The sequence below is a fragment of the Agrobacterium sp. CFBP2214 genome (assembly GCF_030209895.1).
In the GTDB taxonomy this organism is placed as follows: domain Bacteria; phylum Pseudomonadota; class Alphaproteobacteria; order Rhizobiales; family Rhizobiaceae; genus Agrobacterium; species Agrobacterium radiobacter.
Genome location: NZ_JARVRC010000005.1, coordinates 236,613 through 260,423, shown reverse-complemented (window position 1 = coordinate 260,423; position 23,811 = coordinate 236,613). Strand labels below are relative to the sequence as shown.

Genomic DNA, 23,811 nt, shown 5'->3' with positions numbered 1-23,811 from the left:
GTCGGCCAGATCTCCAACCTCTCAATGCCTGAGATTATACAGAAGCTGGATTTGCAGGATCGCAGGGATAGACCGAGACCCGGAAGAACAGCGCGGACGTAATCGTCCTGTGCCCTGCCAAGAGGGGTAGTCGGGCGCTAATCTACCGTGCGACTCCCGCCGAGAACGCGGATTTGATGAGTGTTTCGGTATATTCCGCCGTCGGCCTGTTGAATATGTCGTCCGTTTCTCCCTCCTCCACAATCTTCCCGTTTCTCATGACGATGACGTAATCCGAAATGGCTTTGACGACAGAAAGGTCGTGGCTGATGAAGATGTAAGAAAGGCCGTGCGTTTTTTGCAAATCGCGCAGCAGGTCGATAACCTGGCCCTGAACGGATCGGTCCAGCGCCGATGTAGGTTCGTCGAGAATGACGACATCAGGCTTAAGGATGATCGCGCGGGCAATTGCGATACGCTGACGTTGTCCGCCTGAAAACTCGTGAGGGTAACGGTTGCGGGCGGCGGGATCGAGACCGACTTCTTTCAGCGCTTCGATTGCGCGTTTGTCACGCTCCGCCCGGCTGAGTTGCTGCTCATGCACGAACAGACCTTCGGTGATTATTTCTCCGACAGTCTGTCTCGGCGAGAGAGAGCCATAGGGATCCTGGAACACCAGCTGTAGATGCCGTCGCAAAGGCCGCATGGCCTTTCGGTCGAGGCCGCTGATTTCCGTCGCGCCAAAGAAAATGCGGCCATTTGCATGGGCAAGACGCAAAAGCGCGCGACCGAGCGTGGACTTGCCCGATCCCGATTCACCGACGATGCCGATGGTCTGTCCCTGGTGAAGGCTGAAATTGACGTCATCGACGGCCCGAAACCTGCTCGGCTTCGACAGGAAGCCGCCGGGGATTTTATAATCGACTGTCACGTTCTGGCCGGAAAGAACGATCGGCGCCTCTTTACCGACTGCAGGCTTGTGCCCGCTGGGTTCTGCGTCAAGAAGCATCCTGGTGTATTCCGCCTGCGGACGATCGAAGATATCCTCCGTCGTGCCGGTCTCGACAATCTCGCCGCGGCGCATGACGGCGACGCGATCGGCAAAGTGGCGGACAACGCCGAGATCATGCGTGATCAGGACTATGGCCATGCCGAAGCGTTGCTGCAACGACTTCAGAAGGTCGAGAATCTGCGCCTGGATCGTTACATCAAGCGCAGTCGTCGGCTCATCTGCAATCAGAATGTCCGGTTCATTTGCGAGAGCCATGGCAATCATGACTCGCTGGCGCTGGCCGCCGGAGAGTTCGTGTGGGTAGCTGTCTATGCGCCGCTCCGGATCAGGAATTCCCACGAGCTTCAGGAGTTCGAGAACGCGTGCACGCGCTTGTCTTTTGCTGCCACCTTTGTGGTGGATGATCGGTTCGGCGATTTGCGCGCCTATCCTGTAGAGGGGATCGAGCGAGGTCATCGGCTCCTGGAAAATCATGGTGATTTTCGCGCCGCGGATGTCGTTCAGTTTGCTGACCGGCAGACCGATCAGCTCGCGCCCACGATATTTTGCCGAGCCCTCAATAACGCCGTTGGATGCAAGCAGCCCCATGATGCCCATCATGGTCTGGCTTTTGCCGGAACCGGATTCGCCGACAACGGCGAGCGTTTCCCCCGGTTTGACGTCAAGATCGATGCCTTTAACGGCATTCACCGTGCCATCAGGCGTGGTGAAATCGACCTTGAGATTGCGGACGGTGAGGATGGTTTCAGATGTCTTGGTCATATCAACGATCCTTGGGATCGAGCGCATCACGCAACCCATCGCCCACGAAATTGAGCGAAAACAGGGTCAGCACGAAGAAGATCGCCGGAAATATCAGGAGCCATGGTGCCGATTGGATATTGTTGGCACCTTCGGAAATCAGCGCGCCCCAGCTCGTCAACGGCGCCTGCACGCCAAGACCGAGGAAGGAGAGGAAGCTTTCCAGAAGAATGACCTTAGGCACGACAACGGTGACGAAGACGACGACGGGCCCGATCGTATTGGGAATGATGTGGCGGCGGATGATCTGCCAGTCGCTCAAACCCAAGGCTTGGGCAGCACTCACAAATTCCCGCCGTTTCAAGGCGAGCGTCTGGCCGCGCACGATACGCGCCATATCCAGCCATTCCACGGCGCCGATGACAAGGAAGATCAGGATGAAGCTGCGGCCGAAAAAGACCACCAGAACGACCACCAGAAAGACGAAAGGCAGCGAATAGAGGATTTCGACGAAACGCATCATCACATTGTCGACGCGCCCCCCGATATACCCCGCCGTAGCACCGTAAACGACGCCGATCCCAAGCGAAACGAGACTGGCGAGAACGCCGACGGTGATCGAGATCTGCCCACCCAGCATCACGCGAGCCAGCATGTCGCGACCGTTCGAATCCGTACCGAAGAAGAAGTATTCGCGGTTTACCTCGCCTTCCAGCTTCAGCGTCCGGCCTTCATCTTCGGTGGCGACGACATTCGTATTTTCGAATTCGTTGGCGCGGTCGAAATAACGTGTCGCGCGCGGGTCGATCGGGCTACTGGAGGTGATGGTTGCCGTGAAGGTCTGCCCCTCCACGGAAAATTCCTTCAGTTCCACGCGCGCGCGGCCTGCGACGCCCTCCATCACGCCCTGAAGGTTGTTCACATCCGGGCGTGGCTCAAGGCTTGGCGCCACGGAGACATAGGACGAAAACACCTGATCATAGGTGTGCGTAAGGAAATTCGGACCGATAAATGAGAAAAGCGTAATCAGCACGAGCATGATGGAGCCAGCCATGGCCGCCTTGTTTCGTTTGAAACGCAGGGCTGCCAGCTGGAACAGGCTTCGGCTTTTCACCGATGGTTGAGGGGCAATATTGCCGGAGATATCAGTCATGTCTGACCCTCGGATCGAGCAGGCCGTAGAGAATATCGACCACGAGATTGAACACGATGACAAAAATGGCGACGAGAACGACGGTTCCCATGACCAGCGTATAGTCACGATTGATGGCGCCAAGAACGAAGTAGCGGCCGACGCCGGGGATCGTGAAGATCGTCTCGACGACCGCCGAACCGGTGAGCAGGGCTGCGGCACAGGGCGCGAGATAAGAAACGACCGGAAGCATCGCCGCGCGCATGGCGTGGAACACCACCACGCTGCGCGCTGGAAGACCATAAGCCTTGGCGGTGCGGATATGGTCCATCCGCAGAGCCTCGATCATGGCACCGCGCGTCAGGCGCGCGATAACCGCAAGCTGCGGCAAAGCGAGCGCGATCATTGGAAGAATGAGATATCGCAGCGATCCGTCGCCCCAGCTGCCTGCCGGCAGAAGCCCGAGCATGACGGCGAAGATCAGCGTCAGAACAGGTGCGACAACGAAGTTCGGCACGGTGACGCCGACTGTCGAAATCGACATGATCGAGAAATCGAAGGCGCTGTTCTGCTTGAGCGCGGCGAAGGTGCCGGCAAGAACGCCGCCCACCAGCGCCAATAGAAGAGCATAGCTGCCGAGTTCCAGCGAATAGGGCAGACCCTTGCCGATCAACTGGGCGACGGTGTTGTCCTTGTAGATGTAGCTCGGACCGAAATCGCCGGTGACGGCATTGCCGAGATAGATGAGATACTGGCGCCACAATGGTTCATCCAGATGATAGGTTCTCATCAGGTTTTCCATCGTCTGCGGCGGCAGGGGGCGTTCAAGATTGAACGGACCGCCCGGTGCGAAACGCATCAGGAAAAACGAAATCGTGACGACGATAAACAACGTCGGCACGGCGCTCGCCAAACGGCGCAGAATAAACGAGATCATGGTTTTTCGGGCTCCGGCATGGCACGGCGGGTTTTGTCGCCGTGCCAGTGCTGCTTATTCGGAAACGCTCAGAAAGCGGCTGAGGTGTTCGTTGGCAGCATTATCTTCCCAACCCTTGACGCGGTTGGAAACCAGCCAGAGATCGGCCTGCGTGAGAAGCGGAGCAACCGGCTGTTCCTTCATGAGGATCGTTTCTGCCTCATGCAGCAGCTTGGAGCGCGCTGCCGGATCCTTTTCGTCATAGGATTTCTTCATCAACGCATCATATTCGGCGTTGTTGAACTTGGCGTAATTGAAGGTCTTGTTGGAGGATATGGAAAGCGCGAGGAAGTTTTCCGCATCCGCATAGTCGGCAACCCAGCCAGCACGCGCGACATTGAATTTGCCGCCTTCCTGCAGGTAGCCATAGTGCGAGGCGACGTCGAGGTTCACCAGCGACACCTTTGCGCCAAAGGTGTTCTTCCACATATCTGCAATAGCGGTGGCAACACGCTCATGGTTCGGGTTGGTGTTGTAGCGGATTTCGACGGAAAGAGGCTTGCCGCCCTCACCGTAGCCGGCTTCCTTCATGAGTTTTAGGGCTTCGTCTTCGCGATCAAGCTGGGACAGCGTCGCAAAGTCGGCCTTGGCTGGCTCGCCGTAGGAAGCCATACCGGGGGGAACCATCGAGTAGGCCGGAACCTGAGAGCCGCTGTAGATTTCCTTGGCGAGGAAATCGCGGTCCACCGCCATCGACAGGGCTCGGCGGACCCGGACGTCGTTATAGGGCGCTTCGCGGGTATCGAAGGTGTAGTAATAGGTCGCAAGCGTCGGCGAAACGTGAACCTGTTCACCATAGGCCTTGCGCAGACGGTCGATCTGATCTGCGGAAAAATTGTAGGCGAGGTCCATTTCCTTCGCTTCGAAACGGCGAACGGATGCGGCCTGGTCATCCACCGGGTAGAAGATGACCTTATCGATCTTGGTGTTTGCTGCGTCCCAGAAACTGGTGTTCTTGACGACCGTCAGGCTGTCATTCGGGACATGCGCTTCGAGCTTGTATGCACCGTTCGAGACCATGACACCAGGCTTTACGAAATTCGTGCCGTTCTTTTCGTAGCTCGCCTTTGAGATGGGCAGAGCCGCCTGATGGGCAAGCAGTTCAACGAAGAAGGGTGTCGGGCGCTCGAGTGTGATCTCAAGGGTCTTGTCATCCACCGCCTTCACGCCGAGCTGCTCAACCGGCGTTTCGCCCTTGTTGATCTTTTCGGCGTTCTTGATCGGGTAGAGAATATTCGCATATTTTGCGGCGGTCTTCGGGTCCTCGACGCGCTGGTAGGAGAAAACGAAATCTCCAGCCGTTACCGGAGTACCATCTGACCACTTCGCATCCGCGCGCAGCTTGAACGTGTAGACTGTGCCATCCTCAGACAGCGTCCAGCTTTCCGCCGTACCGGGAATGATCTTGCCGGCAGCATCGTAAATGGTGAGACCTTCATAAAGGTCTTTCAGGATAAAGGCTTCGATGTTGATCGAGGTTTGTGCCTGATCGAGCGTCTGTGGTTCCCCAGCATTACCACGGTGCAGAACTGTTTCTGCTAGTGCGGAACTGGCGCCGATCAGAAGCGATCCTGCCAGCAGAGTGATGCGAACTTTTGTTGTTATCGACATTGTTTTCTTTCCCCGTGAATATTTTGAGCCCACAAACAAGGCCAAATTGCTTCAAAGCGCAACCACAATAACGCAACCACAATAAATTGTGAGTTCTGGGGAAACCGCGCGTTTCACTTGGGATGACGTATCCAGCCTCCCGCGCTTGACCCGAGAGTTTCTTGTAGAAAACTTTGGTGGGAACTCGTCCGGCGGCAGGCTGTCGCGCAGCGAAAATGCCGGCCTTCGGGGGGCCGAACGGTTCGCGCCGCGACCTTGCCGATGCGTTATCCCTTTATCCCGCTCGCCGCGATGCTGGAGATGAACAGCCTCTGCAGGCAGAGATAAAAGATCAGCACCGGCAGCGTGATGATGGTGAGATAAGCCATCACCTCACCCCAGGGTGTGTTGAGCTGGAAGAAATATTGCAGCCCCACCATCACCGGCCTGTAGGCCTCGGACTGGGTAACGAGAAGCGGCCATAGATATTGCTGGCTGTACATGACGAGAAACTTCAGGATCGCAGCCGTTGCAATGACCGGGCCGCTGAGCGGCATCACCACCTGCGCGTAAATCCGCAGCCAGCCAGCCCCGTCGATGCGTGCGGCCTCCAGCAACTCCTTCGGCAGATCCTTGAAATATTGCACGAAGAGGAAAATCGTCAGCCCGTCTGCGATCCATGGAATGATCTGCACATGCCAGGAATTGAGCCATCCCCAGGTAAACCCATTGCTGCCGATCCATGGCAGGTTGTTGACTTCCAGCAGCAGCGGCACGGCAATGGTTTCAAAGGGAATGATGAGGGTGGAGAGGATGACCGAGAAGAGAACATCCTTTCCACGCCAGTTCAAAAAGGTGAAAGCGAAGGCGGCAAGTGAGCCAAGCAGCAGGGCGAGAAAGACGGTAACGCCCGTTACCAGCACCGAGTTGAATATGAAGGTCGCAATCGGCGCTCGGGCAAAAGCCGCGGTGTAGTTTTCGAGCGAAAGGTCTCCCACCGGCAGGAAAGCTCGTATCGACGTGGCATCACTGAGCAGCTGGTCGTTCGGTTTCAGCGACGAGAAGCCCATGAACAGTAGGGGCAAAATGAAGATCGCGGCGAAAGCCAGCATGAGTACATAGTTGCCGATGAGAAAAGCGAGGCTTTTGCGTTGTCCGGCCTGCATTATTGCTTCTCCCTTGTCAGGTATCGCTGGGTGAGCGATATGCACAGGACAAGCAGGAACAGGACGACCGAGATTGCCGAACCTGCCGCGATGTCCTGCTGTCGGTATCCCCGCTCAACCGCCTGATAGACGATGCTCTGCGTCGAATCGCGGGGTCCGCCCTTGGTCATCACATCGATCTGCGCAAAAAGGGCAAAAGCCTGCATGGTAATGACGATGATAATCAGCACGGCCGTGTTGCGCAGCAGCGGCCAGGTTATCATGCTGAACTTCTGCCAGCGGCTCGCTCCTTCGATATCAGCCGCCTCGTAAAGATCCGGAGAGATTGTTTGCAGGCCGGAAAGCCATATGACCATGTGGAAACCGACGCCCTGCCAGACTGACATCACCAGAATGGCCCACAGGGCGGTATCGGTTCTGCCCAGCCAGTCGACTGGCTGGAACAGCCCGAAGCTCATGTAACTCAAAAGGCTGTTCAGAAGACCGTTATCCGCCGCATAGATAAACCGCCAGAGCAGGGCCACCACCACCACCGACAGCACCACAGGCATGAAGTAGATCGCACGGAAAATCGTGACGCCGGGAATTTTCTGGTTCACCAACAGGGCAAGAAACAACGCAAGTGCTGCCTGAACCGGCGCAACGACCGCCACGAAGGAAAGCGTATTGACGAGTGCTGTCAAAAACACAACGTCGCGCGCCAGAATGACGATCTGGTTCTCGCCCCAGGTGAAGCTCTTATATTCCCGCATCCCTTCCAGATGGGGATAGTCGGGATTGTTGCGGGTGAAATTGCGAATTCGCGGATAGGAGATGGCGCCATCCGCACCCTGCTTGAGGCTCCCATCCGCCTCCCTTTCCGGCTCGAGCGTGAGCACGCCGATACCCAGCAGCCGGGTGTAGTTTTCAACGCCGACAAACTCGGTGGGATTGGGAGATGTCAGCCGCTGGTTGGTGAAGGAAAAACCGAGCCCCAGCAGAAAGGGCGTGATCAGGAACAGCCCGATCAGCACCATGGCCGGTCCAGCCATGAACCAGCCCGTGAAACCGTCCCGGGTCAGTTTCCCCTTTGAGGAAAAGAGCGCCATCGATCACATGCCCCTATTTGGGTTGGTAACCGGAATTGCGCTCTATGTTGTTGTTTATCTCGTCGGTTGCATTGTCCAGCGTGTCGGCAACATCCGCGCCGTTGGCAATGTCGGACACAGCCTTGGAAAAGACCGGCGAGATGAAGGCGTAAGCTGGCGTCACCGGACGCAATGTTCCCTGACGCTTGGAGAGCTCGAAGAAAACCTCGAGCTGGCCGCCCTGCTTGTAATTCTTCGTCATCTGGGCCGCCGAAGACGTGGCCGGGATCAGGCCGATCGCATCGGAGAACTGCGCGAGATATTTGTCCTGTATGGCGAATTCGATGAAGGCGGATGCGCCTTCGGGATGTTTGCTGGTGGCCGACACGCCAAACTGCCAGGACCCGGCGCCGATCTTCGGACCGTTCCCGAAGTCAGGGGCCGGCAGGAACAGCAGGTCGTCTCCATATTTCTCCAGAGCCTTCACCGCAACCCAGTTGCCCATCCATTGGAGGGCGTGGCGGCCCTCCAGAAATCCGGTTTCATGGTCGGCAGGCGACTGCGATGTTCCGGGTGCGAGCTTCTTCTGGAACAGGGACTGCCACCATTCTCCGAACTTGATGGCACTGTCTCCGTTAAGGACGTTCTCGGCGGTTTGATAATTTTCCTTGTCGATCAAACTGCCGCCGAAGCTTTCCAGAAACGGGCTGAAGGCATAGCTGTACCATTCGGTTTTATCGGCCATGCCGAGGTCGATCGCATAGTCGAACTTGCCGCTGGCCGCGAGCTTTTCGAGTGCTGCATTAAATTCTTCGCCGCTCCATGGCTGGTCCAGCGTTGGAATGCGAATGCCATTGTCATCAAGAACCGATTTGCGGGCGAAGACCGCGACGGCTGCGTCCCACAGGCCGACTGAATAGAGCTTGTCTCCCCACTTCCCGACGGCGCCCGGCAGGAAATTGGCAAGCTTTGCCTCATCGATCTGCAGTGGCTGCAGATAACCGGACCACGCCCAGTTTGGCATGTTTGGGCCGTCGACATCCAGAATGTCAGGCAGCTTGTTGGAGAGCGCAGCGGCGGTGACGGACTCGTTATATGCGCTCTGGGGAAATTCCTGAAGCGAGACCCGCCAGTCTGACTGAGACGAATTGAAGTCCTCGATAATGCCCGCCAGGATCTTGCGTTCTTCAACATTGCCCGCACCATGATACCACATCGTCAGGTCGGTTTGTGCCAATGCGGAAGTGGAAAAAAGCATCGACAGGGCAGTGGCTGCTCCGGCAAAAATGGCTTTGGTGGTCATAGATGGTCCTCCTCCTGAAGAAGGGTAACTTCACCATCTACAGATTGTTCCGCAGAAAATTCGCATTCGGACAACAGTGTCCTATTGCGAAAGCCTCGCTACGGCGGCTGCAAGTTCCGCTCCATCTCCGCCGTTGCGGCAATCTTTTGCAGCATACGCTTGGGGACGTTCGATCCGTTGACCGGCCCCGAGCGTATGCTGTCTGCCTTTGAAGCAGTGATTCCTGGCGGCCTCGGCCCGATCCGGGGAACGCCGGCCGGCGTCGTCGTTCTCGGTATCTCCCAGGCGGCTGGCAATAGGTGGCTCCAATGGCTTGTTTCGCTGCAAACCGAGTCGTAATCGGCTGCGAAAGGTTCCAGGAACCTTACGACTAAACCCGGTTAGCGATCACACAACGCCGTTGATAGAGCCAGATAAGACCTAGTCCCTTTTTTGTTCAATCGAAACCGTTGCAGTCCGGCCCGCTATCAGTTGCACGCCATCAGGGATCTCGTCGATCGATATCCGCACCGGAATCCTCTGGGCCAGACGAACCCATGAGAATGTTGGTGCCACACTTGCGAGAGCACCTGCGGAATCGCTGCGCTCCCGATCCTCGATGCCGGCCGCGATGCTTGCGACGTGCCCGATCACAGGTTCAGGCTCACCCATGATGTCGATCCTCACCCGATTGTTGACGTGGAGCCGGGGAAGCTTTGTCTCTTCGAAATATCCTGCGACATAGATGGATTCTCTTTCTACCAGCACCCCGATGGCATTACCCGAAGAGACATAGTTTCCGCGGCGCAAAGAGAAGTTCGTGACGACCCCAGTTGCGGGCGCTTTCACGGTTGTCCGCTCCAGGTTGAGCGCGGCGAGATCCCGGGTGGCAAGCGCAGATTGATATGAAGCGTCTGCCTGATGCATCTGGCTTTCCGCCTGCTGCTGCTGCTTCAGGCTGGCAGCCTCTTTCGAGGCGAGCAACTGATATCGTTCGAAATCGGCTCTTGCCAGTTCCGCGGAAGCCCTGGCGCTCCGCACCTGAGCTTCCGCGTCACGCAGTGCAAGCTCGAAACGAAGTGTTTCGATACGAAATAGCGTTGCGCCTTTCTCCACCCACTCGTTGTCCGACACCAGAACTTCCGTGACGGGGCCGGAGACATCGGGAGCCAACCTGACAATGTCGGCACGGACATGAGCGTCGCGGGTCCATGGCGCTTCCATGTAAAACGACCATAGGTGCATGCTCAGCACCGCAGCACAAGCGACCATAGACAGGGTCAAAAGAACCCGACCCGAAATATGTGTGACATTCTTCATCTTTGAAACCAGCTCATAGCAATTGAAAACACGCCGAGAAGGGTGACGTAGAGTGCGACGTTGAACAGCGAACGATGCCATACCAGCCGATAGAACCCGATCTTGGAGAGAGCCGATGCAAGAGCGCGGAGGACGCCGTAGGTGAACAGGGCGAGCGCCGCGAACGATGGCAGGAAGGCGCCATAGAGATCGAATTGTCCGGTCATGCCGCCATCTCGCTTGCAGGTGGCGTCGAGAAGCCCGGCGGATCAGCGTCCGGCGCAAGGCAAACACGAAGGGCGACGACCTGCACCAGAAGCTCCCGTTCCGCAGCCGCCGTGAGAGTGCCCGGAGCGGAAAGAACAAGCTCGTCCAAAACCGCAAGGGCATTTTCCAATGACTCACGGCGTCTGGTGGACTTCAGGTCGTATAGCCCTTCCACTGCCTTGAAGACGGCTTCCATTTTACAACGAACTGGCTCGGACGCTTCATCCGCAAGCCGCTGCATCTCCGCCACATGAAGGCCTGTGCGCAAATCCCGAATAAGATCGGCATTCGCGGCATCGGAAGTCGATGGGAGTTTTGCCGCTCGCGAAGCAAACAGACCGGCGATATCGATGACGTGATGGTGCGTGACATGAGCGTCTGCATGTCTGCCGGCGGCGATTTTCGCAACGTGCCCCTGTGTAACGGAAAAAAGCCTTCTGGCGTTTGTCTCCGCCCTTACGGACCGGAAGATACCGCAGACTATAATCGTCCAGACCATGGCAAGTACGGTGGCAATCCCCGTGTTCGAGAATGTGATGAAGTCGCTGCTCTGGTGTGCCTGGAGTGTGAGGAGAAGGGGAAAATTTATGCACAATCCCATGCCGACGAGTGCCAGCGACGGCACCGCGAGACTTATTCCCGCCGGGATCAGGAATAGCCCAAGTGCCGCGACGAGCGGCACGAAACCGTCGATCGCCGGAAGGATCGCGAAACCGTAGACGAATGCTGCGATGACAGAGCCAATCGTTACGCGGACAAACTTGCGCATCGCCGGAACCGGATCATCCATTGTGGCAAGGAGGCAGCAAGTGACCCCTGATATCTGCGCAAACGTCATTCCATCTGGCCAGCCGCTTGCGATCCAGAAGAAGATTGATGTCGCCAGGCAGATCGCCACTGAAAGCGCCGACAGCAAAGCCATTCCGATGTCGCGATGCTGGGCTGGCATTGTCTCGGGCGCCGTGAAGCGGCGGGTCGCTCTCGCCGTATTCTCTTCTTCCAGAGATTCTCGAAGAGTGCGGCACTCGTCGGATATCCGAAGAATATTCACGAGATTCCGCGAAGCGTTGGCGAGGAGAAGATTTTCCCAGGAATGAAGCGTATCGGACGGAGCAAGCGCATCGATCTCGACTTTCAGGCGTTCTGGGGTATTCGTCGAACGAGAAGCCACCCGTGCAATCACAACCAGAGCCCATTGCGCGCCGGAGGTATTCAGCCTGGTCAATGAGCGCCGCAAATCTTCGAGTTCAGCCAGTAATGGAAGTAAGGACACCATTCGGTGCTGCAGCGATCGGGTCAACGAAACAGCACGTCGATATCTGGAGCCGTCATATTGAAGATGCGTCGTAAACGAGCGCATTTCCACAGCATCCGCCGCGAGACCTTGTCGCTCCATCCTGCTCTGGATTTCGCTTACCTCTCCGACTGCCGTCGTGGCGAGGAGCGTTCGCGTCTTTGCCATCCATGCGTCGATCCGACCGACGAGAACGTTGCCCACATGGGCAGGAAAGACGACATGGCTGACGATCGAGGCGCACGTGATGGCAAGACCGATCTCCTCAATGCGCGATACGACCGTATCAAACGTGTTTGCGGGAGCCGTGACCAGCGGCAAACCCGCAAGAAGCACCGTATATCCGGCCAGTAGCGGAACATAGCTTCGGGGCGTGCGGTCGAGAAGACTGATGAAGGTGCATACCGAGACCCAGGCAATGATCGCGGCAGAAAGCAGTATAGGCTCGTTTGCGAGGGTGGGAACCATGAGGATCGTCGCGCCGCCGCCGATGAGAGTTCCGAGCAGTCGATAGACTGACTTGGAGGAGATCGCGCCCGAAAGCGGATGAGCGACGATGTAAACCGTAGCTACCGCCCAAAACGGTCGAGGCAGATCGAAGTTGATAGCGATGAAATAAGCCAGCATTGCCGCTGCGAACGTCTTCAAGGAAAAAATGACGTTGGCGGTGGTGACGACCGGGCGGGTGTTCACGCCTCATCTCCCGGCCGGGAGCTTCCGGTGGGGAGGTCTCGCTGGTTGTCGGCATCGGTGAGACCGTAGATTGCCGGTGAAACATAGCAGAAGGGCGGTGCCGCCAGGCAGGCATTCATATAGGCTTCAGCCGGGTCGGCACACGAAACAGTCGAGGTGGCTTTGGGCCGGCGGGCAAGGAACGTGTGGATTTTCAAGAGGAAGGCGCGTGTAAGCTTCCTCAAAAAGGTTATGCGCGTGGACCCGATCCGCCTGCGCGGTACGGGCAGGATGCAAAGTCTGCGAGAGCACCTGTGAGGCAATCGAATTTCAGTCGGTACTATATCGGACCACCAGTGAGGGTCGTGCTTTTGAATTGCCATCGTCATTCTCCGAAATCTTTTCGGATGATCCTATCGACAAGGCACTCGGAGGAATTTAGATATCCTCTCAAATGATCACTAAATCCAACCAGCCTCCGATGTCTCTTTCCGCAGCTCTCTTCGACCATGAGCTCGAAGAGTCCACGGCGCGAGCGCATGCCTTCAGGATCGACGTATCGCAAAACGAGCGCGAAGCTCCCGAGCACCAACATCGCAAGGGCCAACTCGTCATGGCTTTGCGAGGCGGGATCACCTGTCGCGTTCCAAGCGGGATGTGGATGGTGCCGCCTCATTGTGGTGTCTGGGTTCCAGGGGGCATGCCGCATAGCAATGTCGCGACCGCCAATGCTCGTCTGTTCTTCCTGTTCATTGAGCCGGGCGCCGCCGACCTTCCGGACCGGTGCTGCACGCTTTCCCTATCCCCGCTTGTCAGGGAACTTATCATCGAGATGGCTGACCAGTCCGAAGTCGCGATGGTGGATACCGAACTCTTCACCACATTGCTTCTATCGGCCTTGTCGCGTATGCCCATAGAGGATCTGCATCTGCCGATAACCGATGAACCTCGGCTTGCTCGGATCGCGTCGGCACTGGTCGACGATCCTTCTGACCGAAGCACGATAGCGCGATGGGCGACACGAGTGGCGTTGAGCGAAAATTCCCTCGCCCGTCTCGTTCAACGGGAGACCGGCCTAACTTTCGGGCGTTGGCGGCAGCAGTTACAGTTGATCATCGCGCTGCGAAGTCTTGCAGCGGGGGCAACAGTGCAGCAGGTTTCGGGCGACCTTGGGTATGAGTCCGTATCTGCCTTCATAACGATGTTCAAGAAAGCGCTCGGTACATCTCCGGCCAGGTATCTCAAGACCTTCGACCAATAATCATAAAGGGAATGCTGTCACTAAAGCGCAGGTTGGGCTTGAACAAGTTTTGATGGAGAGTCGCCTGTCAGCTCTATTCGGCCTATTCTGACTGAGCCCTCAATCTGCCTGTTCAAGAGCCTTCGGACTCAATCCTGACGGCCCCGTTTCCCCGGCCAGGCTGTCAGCGCGACGTCGACCAGAGCCTTCAATCTTGCCGTACATGCGCCATCACATGCCTGCGCAGACATGCCCTGAATGATGGCGCCATAAAAGCGCGCGAGGGTATCCGTGTCCGTTTGCTCGGGCAGTTCGCCTTCGCTGACGGCGCGGTCGAACCGCGTCTTGAGAATCTGTATTGCCGCCTCGCGCCATGCTGCCGCTGTGCGGGCGACAGAGGCGTTTTCTTCCGAATGCTGGAGAACGGCGGTAGACACGATGCATCCGCGCGGCTTGTCCGGCTGGGTGTCTCCTTCGGCAATGTCGTAGAGATAAGAGGCGAGCGCCTCGTAGGCCGGTATTTTCGCCTGCAGCATTTCGGAACGGCGTTGGCTTTGCTGCGCGATGCTATGATCGAGCGCCAGCCGGAATAATTCTTCCTTTGAACCGAAGGTCGCGTAGAGGGACGGCGGGGTGATGCCCATCGCATGGGTAAGGTCCGCTATCGAGGTTCCCTCATAGCCGCGTTCCCAGAACAGCCGGGCTGCGACATCGAGCCCTGCATTCCGATCGAGCAGACGCGGTCTGCCGCGTTTTCGCGTTGTTTCAGCCATTATTATATCGATCACTATAAAAATATTGACAGATCATGATTGGCTTTTATTATATCGATCGCTAGTTAAATCGCAACGGAGTGATCCATGTCCCGGAAACTATCCAACAAAGTCGCCCTCATAACGGGCAGTTCACGCGGTATTGGCCGCGCCGCCGCCCTGGCGTTTGCGAAAGAAGGTGCAGGTCTTATCGGCGTCCATTACGGCGCAAATCCCGATGCCGCACAGGCAACGATCCGCGAGATCGAGGCGCTCGGTTCGAAGGCGGTCGCGCTCAATGCCGATCTGCGGGCAGGGAAAGCAGCAACCGACAGCTTGTGGGAGCAGTTTAAGGAAGCCGCGATCGCTTTCACCGGCGCGCCATCGCTCGATATTCTCGTCAACAATGCGGGCATTGCCCCGGCGACACCGTTGAAAGAAACAACGGAAGCCGCGTTCGACGAGTTGATGACGATCAACTTCAAGGCGCCATTCTTCCTTATTCAGGCTGTCGCTGATCATCTCCGCGACAATGGCCGCATTATCAATGTTTCGACCGGTTTCACGCGCATTGCGGCGCCGACGCATCCGGCCTATGCGGCATCCAAGGGTGCGCTTGAGACATTGACGCTGGCACTCGCCCCGGAATTCGGCCGGCGCGGAATTACGGTCAATTCGGTTCTGCCGGGTGTTACTGAAACCGACATGAACGCCGAATGGCTGGCAGCGCCGGAGGCCCGTGCCGGTGCCGAGGCCCTGTCCGTCTTTTCACGTATCGGTCGCGCCGACGATATTGCTGACGTCATCACGTTCCTTGCCTCGGATGATGCCCGCTGGACGACCGGGCAGATGATCGATGCGACAGGCGGTGCGCGGATTTGATCCCGCGAGCGTAGACTTGGATGACGGGTGTCGGGCAGTTTCGCTCGACGCCCGGATGAGGAGGTGGGGCAGCTGTAATCCTCCTCCACCTCGAGTAGACATCTTGTATCCGGGGCCACGCCGCTGGCTTTGTCATGCCCCGCCTCATCTGGTTGCCGGTGTTATCCGTGCTTGCGCGCCCACCGCAGGTTCTGGGTTTGCCCGCCATAACCATAGGCATCGCCGTCGACGGCGTGAACCAGGACATAGCTCGCCTCGTGCACGGGGCCTACCAGCGCGTTCATCCCGTCATAAACCCGCCGGACCCATTCGGTCGTTTCATCTTTTATGTTGGTGTGCTCGGTAATCGAAACCTCGACATAGAAGCTTCCGATCTTCTGGTCGGCGACACTCGATCCGGCAATGATCCAGTCCTCGGGATCGGCACTCTCGACGAGAACCGCGGTGACGGCCGGGTCCTTGTGCAGGATTTCCGCCGTGAGGCGAGAGAGCAGCGCCGCGACTTCCAGCTTTGGGTCGCTTCCGTTTTGGGGTTTGGTGTAACGCGCTTTGATCATGGGCATGGTCTTGTCTCCTTGTTGCCGAGACACCTTGCGCAAATTTCTTCATAATGAGAAGATGAGGATAGATATTCCATACATAGTGATTTCATATGATTGATCTTGAGAGCGTTCGCCTGTTCATTTTCTCCGTCGAGCTCGGCAGCCTGACAAAGGCGGCGGAGGCGGCGGGAACCGTGCAACCGGTCGTCAGCCAAAAATTGAAGTTGCTGGAGCAGCGTGTCGGCAGGCGGCTGATCGACCGTTCGCCGCGTCATCTGCGGCTCACGGAGGATGGTGAGGTGTTTCTGCCGAAGGCGCGCGAGTTGCTCGCCAAACACGAGGAAGCACTGACCTTCAATCATGAATCACCGCTGCACTTCAGCCTGGCTGCGAGTGACCATGCGATCGGGGGCCGCCTTTCGACGGCCATAAGAGCGGTGCGTGCGGCACTTCCTGCCAATGCGGTGATTGAAGTGAATGTAGGCTTTTCCCGGCACGTGAAGGAAAATTTCGCGTCCGGACAGGCGGACGCCGTCATTTTCAGGCGCAACGGCGGTGGCTCTGACGGCGAAATCCTGCGTACTGACAAGCTGGGATGGCGGGCCGCTCCAGACTGGCGGCCACGCGCGAACAGCGCCATCCCGCTGGTGTCGCTGGGAACCGGGTGTGGAGTCCGGGAAATTGCGGTGTCGGAGCTTAGAAGAGCCGGCGTGGATTGGCGCGATGCGTTCACCGCCGGAAGCTGCTCGGCGCTCCATGAAGGAATTCTTGCGGGAGCGGGTGTCGCGCCGCTCGGCGATATTAGCGCCCGTGGCCTGCCCGACAGGGGTGCGGAACTCGGGCTGCCTTCGTTGCCGCCTTCCGATATCGTTCTTCTTTCCCGTGCAAGAACGCCGGCACACGCATCGGCGATCAGAGCGCTGGCCGCAGCCGTATCGGGCACCGGCGATTAGGTGAAGGGGCGGACGTGCTTTAGTTTCCGGTTGCTGTTCGCAGCCCACGGTCAAGTGCGAAGCGCCTTCCTGATATCAAAACCATTCGGGAGGCACGCTTTACGCTATCAATGGGGATCATCCCTTTGTGGATAACGTATAGTGACGTCAGCCCGCATTGCCTAAATCCATGTAAGCGGGTTCAAACTCGTGGCCATCGGGATCGGCGAAGGTGCGGAGATACATGAAACCCAGATCCTGCGGCTCTCGAACATCCGCCTGTCCGCCCGCTTTTGCTGCGGCGTCAACCATGGCATCCACCTCTTCGCGGCTGTCGCGCGAAAGAGCGATCAGCATGCCGTTTGTTTTGTGAGCATCGGCGATCGGTTTGGCGGTGAAGGTCTTGTAATAGTCATGCCGCAGAAGCTGGAAGGTAATCGTGTCCGACCACACCATCGAGCTTGCGTCTTCGTTGGAAAACTCCTCGTTCTTCACGCAGCCGATTGCCCCGTAGAAGGTGGTTGAGACAGCCAGATCTTTCACCGGCAGGTTCAGGAAAATCATTTTGGCCATTGTCTTTCTCCTCTTGCTGGAACGGAATTACAGGAAGGTCTGCTGGAACGTTTCACTCGGATGGATGCAGATGATCTCCAGCCGGTCAGTGCCGATATTTTCAAAGCGATGGGGGATATTGGCAGGCCCGACGACGATGTCTCCCGACGAGCCGCGCGCCCGTTGATCGCCTATCGTGAACTCGGCCTCGCCTTTGCGCACCACCCAGGTTTCGGCATAGGGGTGAACATGCAGATCAGGGCCGCGACCCGGATCGGCATTGACGAGAAAGATGGATACGGCGCTTCCGTATTCGCATCCTTCATAACGCACTGTCCGGCTCTCGTCGGGCTTCGGCTCGTGATGACGGCGTATGGAAAACATCTGGTCTCCTCCCTGAGACAAAACTATCTTCGCGAGAAGATATATGTGCGATTTATCTTCCTGTCAAGATATCTATCTTCTCGCAAAGATATATTCACGGAGCAGGCAAAGCCGTATATGGTTTTCAGAGTGGTAATGGGGTGATGAGATGAAGCAGGCGATGCCGGACACGACGGCGGATCGGACGATTGAAACTGACAGGGAAGATCATGTCGATCGTCTCCGTGGCCAGTGGGCGCGGGAACTGCCTGATATCGATACCGAGCCGATGGCTATCTTCGGGCGCGCCAAACGGCTCAGCAACCTTCTGGCACCGTCAATAGAAGAGACATTCGCCGGCTTTGGTCTCGATCGCGGCGAGTTCGATGTTATCGCCACATTGCGCCGGTCGGGGCCGCCCTACCAGCTGACGCCGACGGAGATGTACACGACGCTGATGCTCTCTTCAGGCGGCCTGACGCACCGGCTCGACCGGTTGGAAAAGGCTGGCCTCATCGAGCGCAGAAAATCGAAGCTCGATGGGCGCAGCGTCGTTGTGTGCCTTATGCCGGCCGGCATCGAGCTGGCGGAAAAGGCGTTTCGCCGGGACATGAGAAGCGAACTGAATTTCCTGCAGGGCCTCACTCCGGACGAGCGCGAGAACCTTGCGGCGCTGCTGAAAAAGCTGGTGCTGGATATCGAGGCCCGGGTGTAGCTTCTGGTGCAAATTCGTTCATTCGAGCGATCTGCAAATCAGAGGCTGTTACCGCGCACCTACGGTTTGCGCCGCCACTAGCCGGGATGTCGTAGAAGGTATTTTTCTAAAGAGATCATTGTGTTTTCCAGGTCTCGAGCAGCATCCTCACAAATTTTTCGGCGGCTGGGGAAAGAGCACTGCTTCGCCTTTGCACGATGCCGATCGTACGGGAGACCACCGGGTTGACGATCGGCCGGGTGATGAGGAATGGATGATCGTCCTGCGGCGTTGCCAGCCGCGGCAGGACTGAAATCCCAAGCCCGGCTTCGACGAGACCGAGTGATGTGTTGAGATGCGTGACCTCATAAAACCAGTTCAATTTCAGATTGTGCCGTGCAAGCGCGCTGTCCAGAAGCGTCCTGTTGCCGCTTGAACGATCCACGACGACCAGCGGATAGGCCTCCAGCTGGTCCCACTCGATCGTTTCGAACGCTGCCAGAGGGTGGTCTTTTCGCATTGCCAGCACGAAGGGGTCATCGATGAGTGGCTCGAATGAAAGCTCGGGATCGGAATTGCCCATCAGGTTGATGCCGAATTCCACCTCGCCTCTGGCGACCGCCTGCAGACCCTCATTGGCCGTCAAGTCCCTGATCCGCAGCCTTATGTGGGGATATTGCTGGCTAAAGGTCTTTATGACGGTGGGAAGAAAGTAAAAAGCGGCGGTGGGGACGCAAGCCATTGTGATCAGCCCGCGCCGTTGCGCGCCGTCCTTCATGGCAAAAAGCGATCCGTCAAATTCCTCGAGCATACGCCGGACGAGGGGCATGACTTCCTGCCCCATGGCGGTGGGTGCGACGTGGCGCGTCGTTCTTTCCAGAAGTGGTGCCCCGATGGCCTGCTCCAGTTTCTGGATGCGGCGGGTGAGCGCCGGTTGCGAGATGTGCAGCGCCTCGGCGGCCCTGTGGAAACTGGCGAGTTCAACCACCGCTTGAAATGCCCGCAGATCCAGAATTTCACAATTGATGCTCATAACGCAATAAAACTCCGAAACATTGCATTTAACAGATTAGACTCTTTTGCTCATATTGCAACAACACGGCGTATTGATCCGCCAAATGCAATATTGAGGCAACCCATGAACGATCTGCTGAAGATACCCTGTGTGCTGATGCGCGGTGGAACGTCGCGTGGACCGTTCTTTCTTGCATCCGATCTTCCGCGTGATCGAGCAGACCGGGACGCGGCCCTTCTTTCCATCATGGGGTCGGGCCATCCGTTGCAGATCGACGGCATTGGCGGAGGCAATCCGGTCACCTCCAAAGTTGCGATTATCGGACCTTCCACGGTTAGGGGCGCCGACATCGATTATCTGTTCGCACAGGTTCGGACCGACAGGCAGTATGTCGATTATTCGCCAAACTGCGGAAACATGCTGGCCGCCGTCGGCCCCTTCGCCATCGAAGCGGGGCTTGTCGAAGCGCAGGGCAACGATACTCTTGTGAGAATTCATAACGTGAATACCGGCAAGCTGATCGAGGCGAAGGTACCGACACGCGGCCGCGAGGTTATTTATCTCGGCGACGCCTCGATCGACGGTGTTCCGGGTCTGGCGGCGCCCATCGCATTGACATTCATGGATGCGGCGGGTGCGAAAACCGGCAAGCTGCTGCCCACCGGAAAGCCGGTTGACGTGATCGATGGCGTCAACGTGACGGCCATAGACTGCGCCATTCCGATGGTTCTCATCCGCGCAGCCGATCTCGGCATGACGGGTTACGAGGATCCGCAAACCCTGAGCGCCCACAAGGATCTCATCGAACGGATGACCCGCATCCGCATTGAGGCCGGAACGTTGATGGGAATGGGCGATGTGAAAGACATGGTCATTCCGAAACCGGTGCTCGTTGCGTCGGCCCGCAGAGGCGGCACTCTCTCGGTACGGTATTTCATGCCCAACGAGTGTCATCCCGCACTGGCGACGACCGGTGCTGTTGGCATCGCAACGGCGGCTGTCACCAAAGGCTCCGTCGCATATGATGTGGCCGGAGGCCTTTCGGTGCCCACCCAGATCCGCATCGAACATCCCGCCGGCTGCCTCGACGTGCAGCTGGAAATGCGAAACGGCGCAATAACGGCCGGACTTGTAAGGACGGCGCGCAGGCTTTTCGAAGGCTTTGCCTTCGCCAAACCAACCGCTGCGATTGAAGACGCAGCCTAGACGCGGCCATAGTGGCGCAAAATATAGTTAAACCGGGAGGAGACCCTTATGCGTAAATATCTGCTTGCAACCGCCGCGCTCTGTGCGCTGGCGGCATCTGCCAATGCCGAATCCGTCAGGATGAGCGTTGGCTCGTACAACCTCAACAACCTGCCTTTCCCCGTGGCCGCCAGTCTAGGCTTCTACAAGGAGGAAGGCCTTGATGTAACGACCGAGAACTTTGCCCAGGGCGGCTCTAAGGTGCTTCAGGCTCTGGTTGCCGGTTCCACCGACGTTGCCGTGGGTTTCTACGATCATACGATCCAGATGCAGTCGCAGAACAAGCACGTGGTCGGCTTCGTGCAGCTTGCCCGTAACTCAGGTCTGGTTCTCGCCGGCAAGAACGACACCGATTTCGATCCGGCCAAGCCCGAGACGATCAAGGGCAAGAAGGTCGGCATCACATCGCCCGGCTCCTCTTCGGACTTCTTCATTCGCTACTACATGAAGCAGCATAATCTCAGCGACAACGACATTTCCATCATCGGTGTCGGTTCGGGCGCTGCGGCCGTTGCAGCCCTGCAGCAGGGCAAGATCGATCTGCTCGTCAATTACGACCCTGCCGCGACCATCGTCGTGGAGCGTGGGCTGGGCAAGATCCTCATCGATGCCCGTAGTGATCAGGGCGCCAAGGATGTCTACGGCGGCATCTATCCGACATCAGTTCTCTACGCGACGCAGGATTATATCAACGCCAATCCCGAAGTGATCCAGAAGGTCACCAATGCAACGGTTCGGGCTCTGCACTGGATGAAGCAGCATTCTGCGGAAGAAATCGTCGCAAAGCTTCCCGATGATTTCGTGTCCGGCGACAAGCAGACTTACATCAAGGCAGTTGAAGCGGCCAAGGCGATCTTCTCCGAAGATGGCAAGTTTGAGCCTGCCGATCTCGAAACGCCGCTGGCCGTCCTGAAAAGCTTCAACGATGCGGTCGCAAAGGCGACAATCGACCTCAACACCACCTACACCAACAAGTTCGTCGAGGCCGCGGCCTCGAAGGCCGCAAACTGAGAGGCCGCCATGTCTTCGCCAGCCAGAAAGCTAGAACCCGTGACGGAACTCAAACCCCAGCCGATGGTGGCAATCGACGACGTGACCATGGCGTTCGGTTCGTTTGTTGCCGTGCAAAACGTAAATCTCAAGGTCGGCGATGGCGAGTTTCTCTCCATCGTTGGGCCGACGGGATGCGGAAAGTCCACCATTCTCAACGCCATCGCGGGCCTGTTGAAGCCAGCGCAGGGCAAGGTTTCCATCGACGGTTCGCTCGTCAAGGGCGTACAGAACAACATCGGATATCTGTTCCAGCAGGACGCGCTTCTTCCCTGGAAGACCGCGTTTCAGAATGTCGAGCTTGGCTTGATGTTCCGCGGCGTTCCCGAAAATGAGCGGCGCGCCAAGGTTCAGGCCTGGCTTGAGAAGGTTGGCCTGAAGGGTTTCGGAGACCGTTTTCCGCACCAGCTCTCCGGTGGACAGCGCAAACGCGTGCAGATGGCGCAGGCGCTCATTACCGAGCCGAAGGTCATCCTGATGGATGAACCCTTCTCCGCATTGGATATTCATACCCGCCACCTCATGCAGAACGAATTGCTGCGCCTGTGGCAGGAGGATCGCCGTGCGGTGGTGATGATCACCCATGATCTGGAAGAGGCGATTGCGCTCGGAGACCGGGTTGTCGTTCTCGCTGCAGGCCCGAAAAGCCGAGTCATCGAGAGTTTCCCTGTCGATCTTGAACGGCCCCGCAACGTTGCGGAAATCAAACTCGATCCAAAATTCATGACGCTCTATCGCGATATATGGGCGTCCCTGCGTGGCGAAGTGGAGAAAAGCTATGCAAGCCGTTAATGTTCGTATCATCCAGATCGTTCTTCTGGTCGTGCTTTTGGGCGGGTGGCAGCTCGGTGTCACCTCGGGCGCCATCGACCGCTTCTTCTTTCCCGCGCCCTATGACATCGTCAAACAGGTGATTGACTGGGTTGCCGATGCCGGTTTTTACAAGCATGTCGGCATCACGCTGAGCGAAACGGTGCTTGGCTATCTCATCGGAACAGGTCTCGGCGTCGGCGCCGGCGTCTGGCTGGGCCTCAGCCCCTTCGTCGCCCGGGTGCTTGATCCGTTCATCAAGGCCGTGAATGCCATTCCGCGTGTCGTTCTGGCCCCGATCTTCGTGCTCTGGCTCGGTCTTGGCCTGTGGTCGAAGGTTGCGCTTGCGGTTACGCTCGTCTTCTTCGTCACGTTCTTCAACGCCATGCAGGGCGTGCGCGAAGTGAACCCGGTCGTGCTTTCCAATACCCGCATTCTTGGTGCGAAGCGCTCGGATCTGCTGCGTCATGTCTATTTCCCGGCGGCGGCGAGCTGGATCTTATCGTCGCTGCGCACTTCCGTCGGATTTGCGGTGGTCGGCGCAATCATCGGCGAATATCTGGGAGCTTCCGCTGGCCTCGGTTACCTGATCGCCCGCTCGGAAGGAAACTTCGATGCGGTCGGTGTTTTTGCGGGCATCATCATCCTCGCGGTCTTTGTTCTTATTATTGACCTCATTCTGGATTTTGCGGAGAAGAGGTTGATTACCTGGCGACCGAATGCAGGCGAGGAGCGTCCTGCGTAAGCGGACTGAAACAGGAATATTCCGTCGGGGGCGGTCCTTGATCGCCCCTTTTAAATGCCTGAGCCTTGCACGCAAAATAGGGCGTTCAAATCCTTCCATCCGCTAGACCAATTGCGATGCTGGACATCTATTGCGCCGATTTCTACACCGCCTTCATGCCGCCGGACTCGGGCTGCCTCGAACTCGCCGGCTCCATCGATCTTGATGCGCACCGTTTGCTTGCGGCCCTGTTCGACAAGGGCCGGCAGGCTTGCGCGGACCTCAGCTACTTCGACGACGCGCTGCTTGAACCCGCGCAGGTCGCGATATTGCTGAACATCCTCCTGATAAACGAATATGTTCTGAAAGGTAACGCGTGAAGGCAGATGGCGAGCTCTCTTCTGGCTTGCCTTTGGCGAGATGCTCCTATTGGCCGGGGGCTTTACGCTGCTTTTGCTTGTGCTGCTGGTGCCTTCGCGGCTTCTAAGCTTCCCAATCGCAGGTGCATGTGTGCTGGCCAGCCTGCCTCTCTC

Annotated in this window: 25 protein-coding genes; 9 read left to right on the top strand and 16 right to left on the bottom strand. The window is 57.5% G+C overall.

What is annotated here, in order from left to right; translation table 11 throughout:
- Nucleotides 1–142 precede the first annotated feature (142 nt).
- The 11 genes from QRN60_RS15750 to QRN60_RS15700 all read right to left on the bottom strand — a co-directional run bounded on the left by QRN60_RS15750 (nucleotide 143) and on the right by QRN60_RS15700 (nucleotide 12,722).
- Nucleotides 143–1,753, bottom strand: coding sequence for an ABC transporter ATP-binding protein (locus tag QRN60_RS15750; protein ID WP_162694839.1), 1,611 nt, complete (start codon nucleotides 1,751–1,753; stop codon nucleotides 143–145).
- 1 nt (nucleotide 1,754) lies between these two features.
- The gene (locus QRN60_RS15745; protein WP_112295895.1) at nucleotides 1,755–2,885 is read right to left on the bottom strand and encodes an ABC transporter permease; all 1,131 of its coding nucleotides are present in this window, start codon (nucleotides 2,883–2,885) and stop codon (nucleotides 1,755–1,757) included.
- Nucleotides 2,878–3,801, bottom strand: coding sequence for an oligopeptide ABC transporter permease OppB (oppB, locus tag QRN60_RS15740; protein WP_003510218.1), 924 nt, complete (start codon nucleotides 3,799–3,801; stop codon nucleotides 2,878–2,880). Before oppB ends, QRN60_RS15745 begins: the two co-directional genes overlap by 8 nt.
- Before the next feature lie 54 nt (nucleotides 3,802–3,855).
- Nucleotides 3,856–5,451, bottom strand: a complete 1,596-nt coding sequence (locus QRN60_RS15735; protein WP_080864656.1) for a peptide ABC transporter substrate-binding protein — start codon at nucleotides 5,449–5,451, stop codon at nucleotides 3,856–3,858.
- Between the two features lie 266 nt (nucleotides 5,452–5,717).
- A complete protein-coding gene (locus QRN60_RS15730) occupies nucleotides 5,718–6,596 on the bottom strand; it encodes a carbohydrate ABC transporter permease (protein WP_162694840.1) in 879 nt (292 codons plus the stop codon).
- Entirely contained in the window at nucleotides 6,596–7,684 is a 1,089-nt protein-coding gene (locus tag QRN60_RS15725; protein ID WP_060723737.1) for a carbohydrate ABC transporter permease, read from the bottom strand. Before QRN60_RS15725 ends, QRN60_RS15730 begins: the two co-directional genes overlap by 1 nt.
- A 13-nt stretch (nucleotides 7,685–7,697) precedes the next feature.
- Entirely contained in the window at nucleotides 7,698–8,966 is a 1,269-nt protein-coding gene (locus QRN60_RS15720) for a sugar ABC transporter substrate-binding protein (RefSeq protein ID WP_112295894.1), read from the bottom strand.
- A 420-nt stretch (nucleotides 8,967–9,386) separates the two neighbouring features.
- Nucleotides 9,387–10,265: an efflux RND transporter periplasmic adaptor subunit gene (locus QRN60_RS15715; protein ID WP_112295893.1), complete on the bottom strand. Its 879-nt coding sequence runs from the start codon at nucleotides 10,263–10,265 to the stop codon at nucleotides 9,387–9,389.
- Nucleotides 10,262–10,471, bottom strand: coding sequence for a DUF1656 domain-containing protein (locus tag QRN60_RS15710; protein WP_060723741.1), 210 nt, complete (start codon nucleotides 10,469–10,471; stop codon nucleotides 10,262–10,264). Before QRN60_RS15710 ends, QRN60_RS15715 begins: the two co-directional genes overlap by 4 nt.
- A complete protein-coding gene (locus tag QRN60_RS15705) occupies nucleotides 10,468–12,498 on the bottom strand; it encodes an FUSC family protein (protein ID WP_112295892.1) in 2,031 nt (676 codons plus the stop codon). The genes QRN60_RS15710 and QRN60_RS15705 overlap by 4 nt, the downstream gene beginning before the upstream one ends.
- Nucleotides 12,495–12,722, bottom strand: coding sequence for a hypothetical protein (locus tag QRN60_RS15700; RefSeq protein ID WP_129565387.1), 228 nt, complete (start codon nucleotides 12,720–12,722; stop codon nucleotides 12,495–12,497). The genes QRN60_RS15705 and QRN60_RS15700 overlap by 4 nt, the downstream gene beginning before the upstream one ends.
- Nucleotides 12,723–12,931: 209 nt before the next feature.
- Between QRN60_RS15700 and QRN60_RS15695 the strand changes: the two genes are divergently transcribed.
- Entirely contained in the window at nucleotides 12,932–13,738 is an 807-nt protein-coding gene (locus QRN60_RS15695; protein ID WP_162686083.1) for an AraC family transcriptional regulator, read from the top strand.
- A 128-nt stretch (nucleotides 13,739–13,866) separates the two neighbouring features.
- Here the strand turns inward: QRN60_RS15695 and QRN60_RS15690 are convergent, their stop codons facing one another.
- Complete coding sequence (locus QRN60_RS15690; protein ID WP_112295891.1) at nucleotides 13,867–14,490, bottom strand: TetR/AcrR family transcriptional regulator; 624 nt, start codon at nucleotides 14,488–14,490, stop codon at nucleotides 13,867–13,869.
- An 87-nt stretch (nucleotides 14,491–14,577) separates the two neighbouring features.
- Between QRN60_RS15690 and QRN60_RS15685 the strand changes: the two genes are divergently transcribed.
- Entirely contained in the window at nucleotides 14,578–15,351 is a 774-nt protein-coding gene (locus QRN60_RS15685) for an SDR family NAD(P)-dependent oxidoreductase (RefSeq protein WP_003510207.1), read from the top strand.
- Between the two features lie 161 nt (nucleotides 15,352–15,512).
- Here QRN60_RS15685 and QRN60_RS15680 read toward each other — a convergent pair whose 3' ends face one another.
- Nucleotides 15,513–15,914, bottom strand: coding sequence for a tautomerase family protein (locus QRN60_RS15680; protein ID WP_060723747.1), 402 nt, complete (start codon nucleotides 15,912–15,914; stop codon nucleotides 15,513–15,515).
- An 89-nt stretch (nucleotides 15,915–16,003) separates the two neighbouring features.
- On the opposite strand from QRN60_RS15680, the gene QRN60_RS15675 reads away from it, so the two are divergent.
- A complete protein-coding gene (locus tag QRN60_RS15675) occupies nucleotides 16,004–16,846 on the top strand; it encodes a LysR family transcriptional regulator (RefSeq protein WP_065695317.1) in 843 nt (280 codons plus the stop codon).
- A gap of 147 nt (nucleotides 16,847–16,993) precedes the next feature.
- Here QRN60_RS15675 and QRN60_RS15670 read toward each other — a convergent pair whose 3' ends face one another.
- Complete coding sequence (locus QRN60_RS15670) at nucleotides 16,994–17,398, bottom strand: VOC family protein (RefSeq protein ID WP_174054853.1); 405 nt, start codon at nucleotides 17,396–17,398, stop codon at nucleotides 16,994–16,996.
- 27 nt (nucleotides 17,399–17,425) lie between these two features.
- On the bottom strand, nucleotides 17,426–17,761 hold the full coding sequence (locus QRN60_RS15665) for a cupin domain-containing protein (protein ID WP_112295890.1): 336 nt from the start codon (nucleotides 17,759–17,761) through the stop codon (nucleotides 17,426–17,428).
- 148 nt (nucleotides 17,762–17,909) lie between these two features.
- Between QRN60_RS15665 and QRN60_RS15660 the strand changes: the two genes are divergently transcribed.
- Nucleotides 17,910–18,455 (top strand): MarR family winged helix-turn-helix transcriptional regulator, encoded by a 546-nt coding sequence (locus QRN60_RS15660; RefSeq protein ID WP_060723751.1) that lies wholly within the window; start codon nucleotides 17,910–17,912, stop codon nucleotides 18,453–18,455.
- 115 nt (nucleotides 18,456–18,570) lie between these two features.
- Here QRN60_RS15660 and QRN60_RS15655 read toward each other — a convergent pair whose 3' ends face one another.
- Nucleotides 18,571–19,467 (bottom strand): LysR family transcriptional regulator, encoded by an 897-nt coding sequence (locus QRN60_RS15655; RefSeq protein ID WP_003510199.1) that lies wholly within the window; start codon nucleotides 19,465–19,467, stop codon nucleotides 18,571–18,573.
- A gap of 105 nt (nucleotides 19,468–19,572) precedes the next feature.
- On the opposite strand from QRN60_RS15655, the gene QRN60_RS15650 reads away from it, so the two are divergent.
- From QRN60_RS15650 to QRN60_RS15630, 5 genes are all read left to right on the top strand, one after another.
- Nucleotides 19,573–20,655 (top strand): 4-oxalomesaconate tautomerase, encoded by a 1,083-nt coding sequence (locus QRN60_RS15650; RefSeq protein WP_112295889.1) that lies wholly within the window; start codon nucleotides 19,573–19,575, stop codon nucleotides 20,653–20,655.
- 48 nt (nucleotides 20,656–20,703) lie between these two features.
- Nucleotides 20,704–21,705 carry an ABC transporter substrate-binding protein gene (locus QRN60_RS15645; protein ID WP_003510196.1) on the top strand — a complete coding sequence of 334 codons (1,002 nt, stop codon included), beginning with the start codon at nucleotides 20,704–20,706 and terminating at the stop codon, nucleotides 21,703–21,705.
- Between the two features lie 9 nt (nucleotides 21,706–21,714).
- Nucleotides 21,715–22,536, top strand: coding sequence for an ABC transporter ATP-binding protein (locus tag QRN60_RS15640; RefSeq protein ID WP_077998766.1), 822 nt, complete (start codon nucleotides 21,715–21,717; stop codon nucleotides 22,534–22,536).
- Nucleotides 22,523–23,299 carry an ABC transporter permease gene (locus QRN60_RS15635; RefSeq protein WP_112278065.1) on the top strand — a complete coding sequence of 259 codons (777 nt, stop codon included), beginning with the start codon at nucleotides 22,523–22,525 and terminating at the stop codon, nucleotides 23,297–23,299. Before QRN60_RS15640 ends, QRN60_RS15635 begins: the two co-directional genes overlap by 14 nt.
- A 116-nt stretch (nucleotides 23,300–23,415) precedes the next feature.
- Nucleotides 23,416–23,658: a hypothetical protein gene (locus QRN60_RS15630; RefSeq protein ID WP_129565386.1), complete on the top strand. Its 243-nt coding sequence runs from the start codon at nucleotides 23,416–23,418 to the stop codon at nucleotides 23,656–23,658.
- Nucleotides 23,659–23,811: the final 153 nt, after the last annotated feature.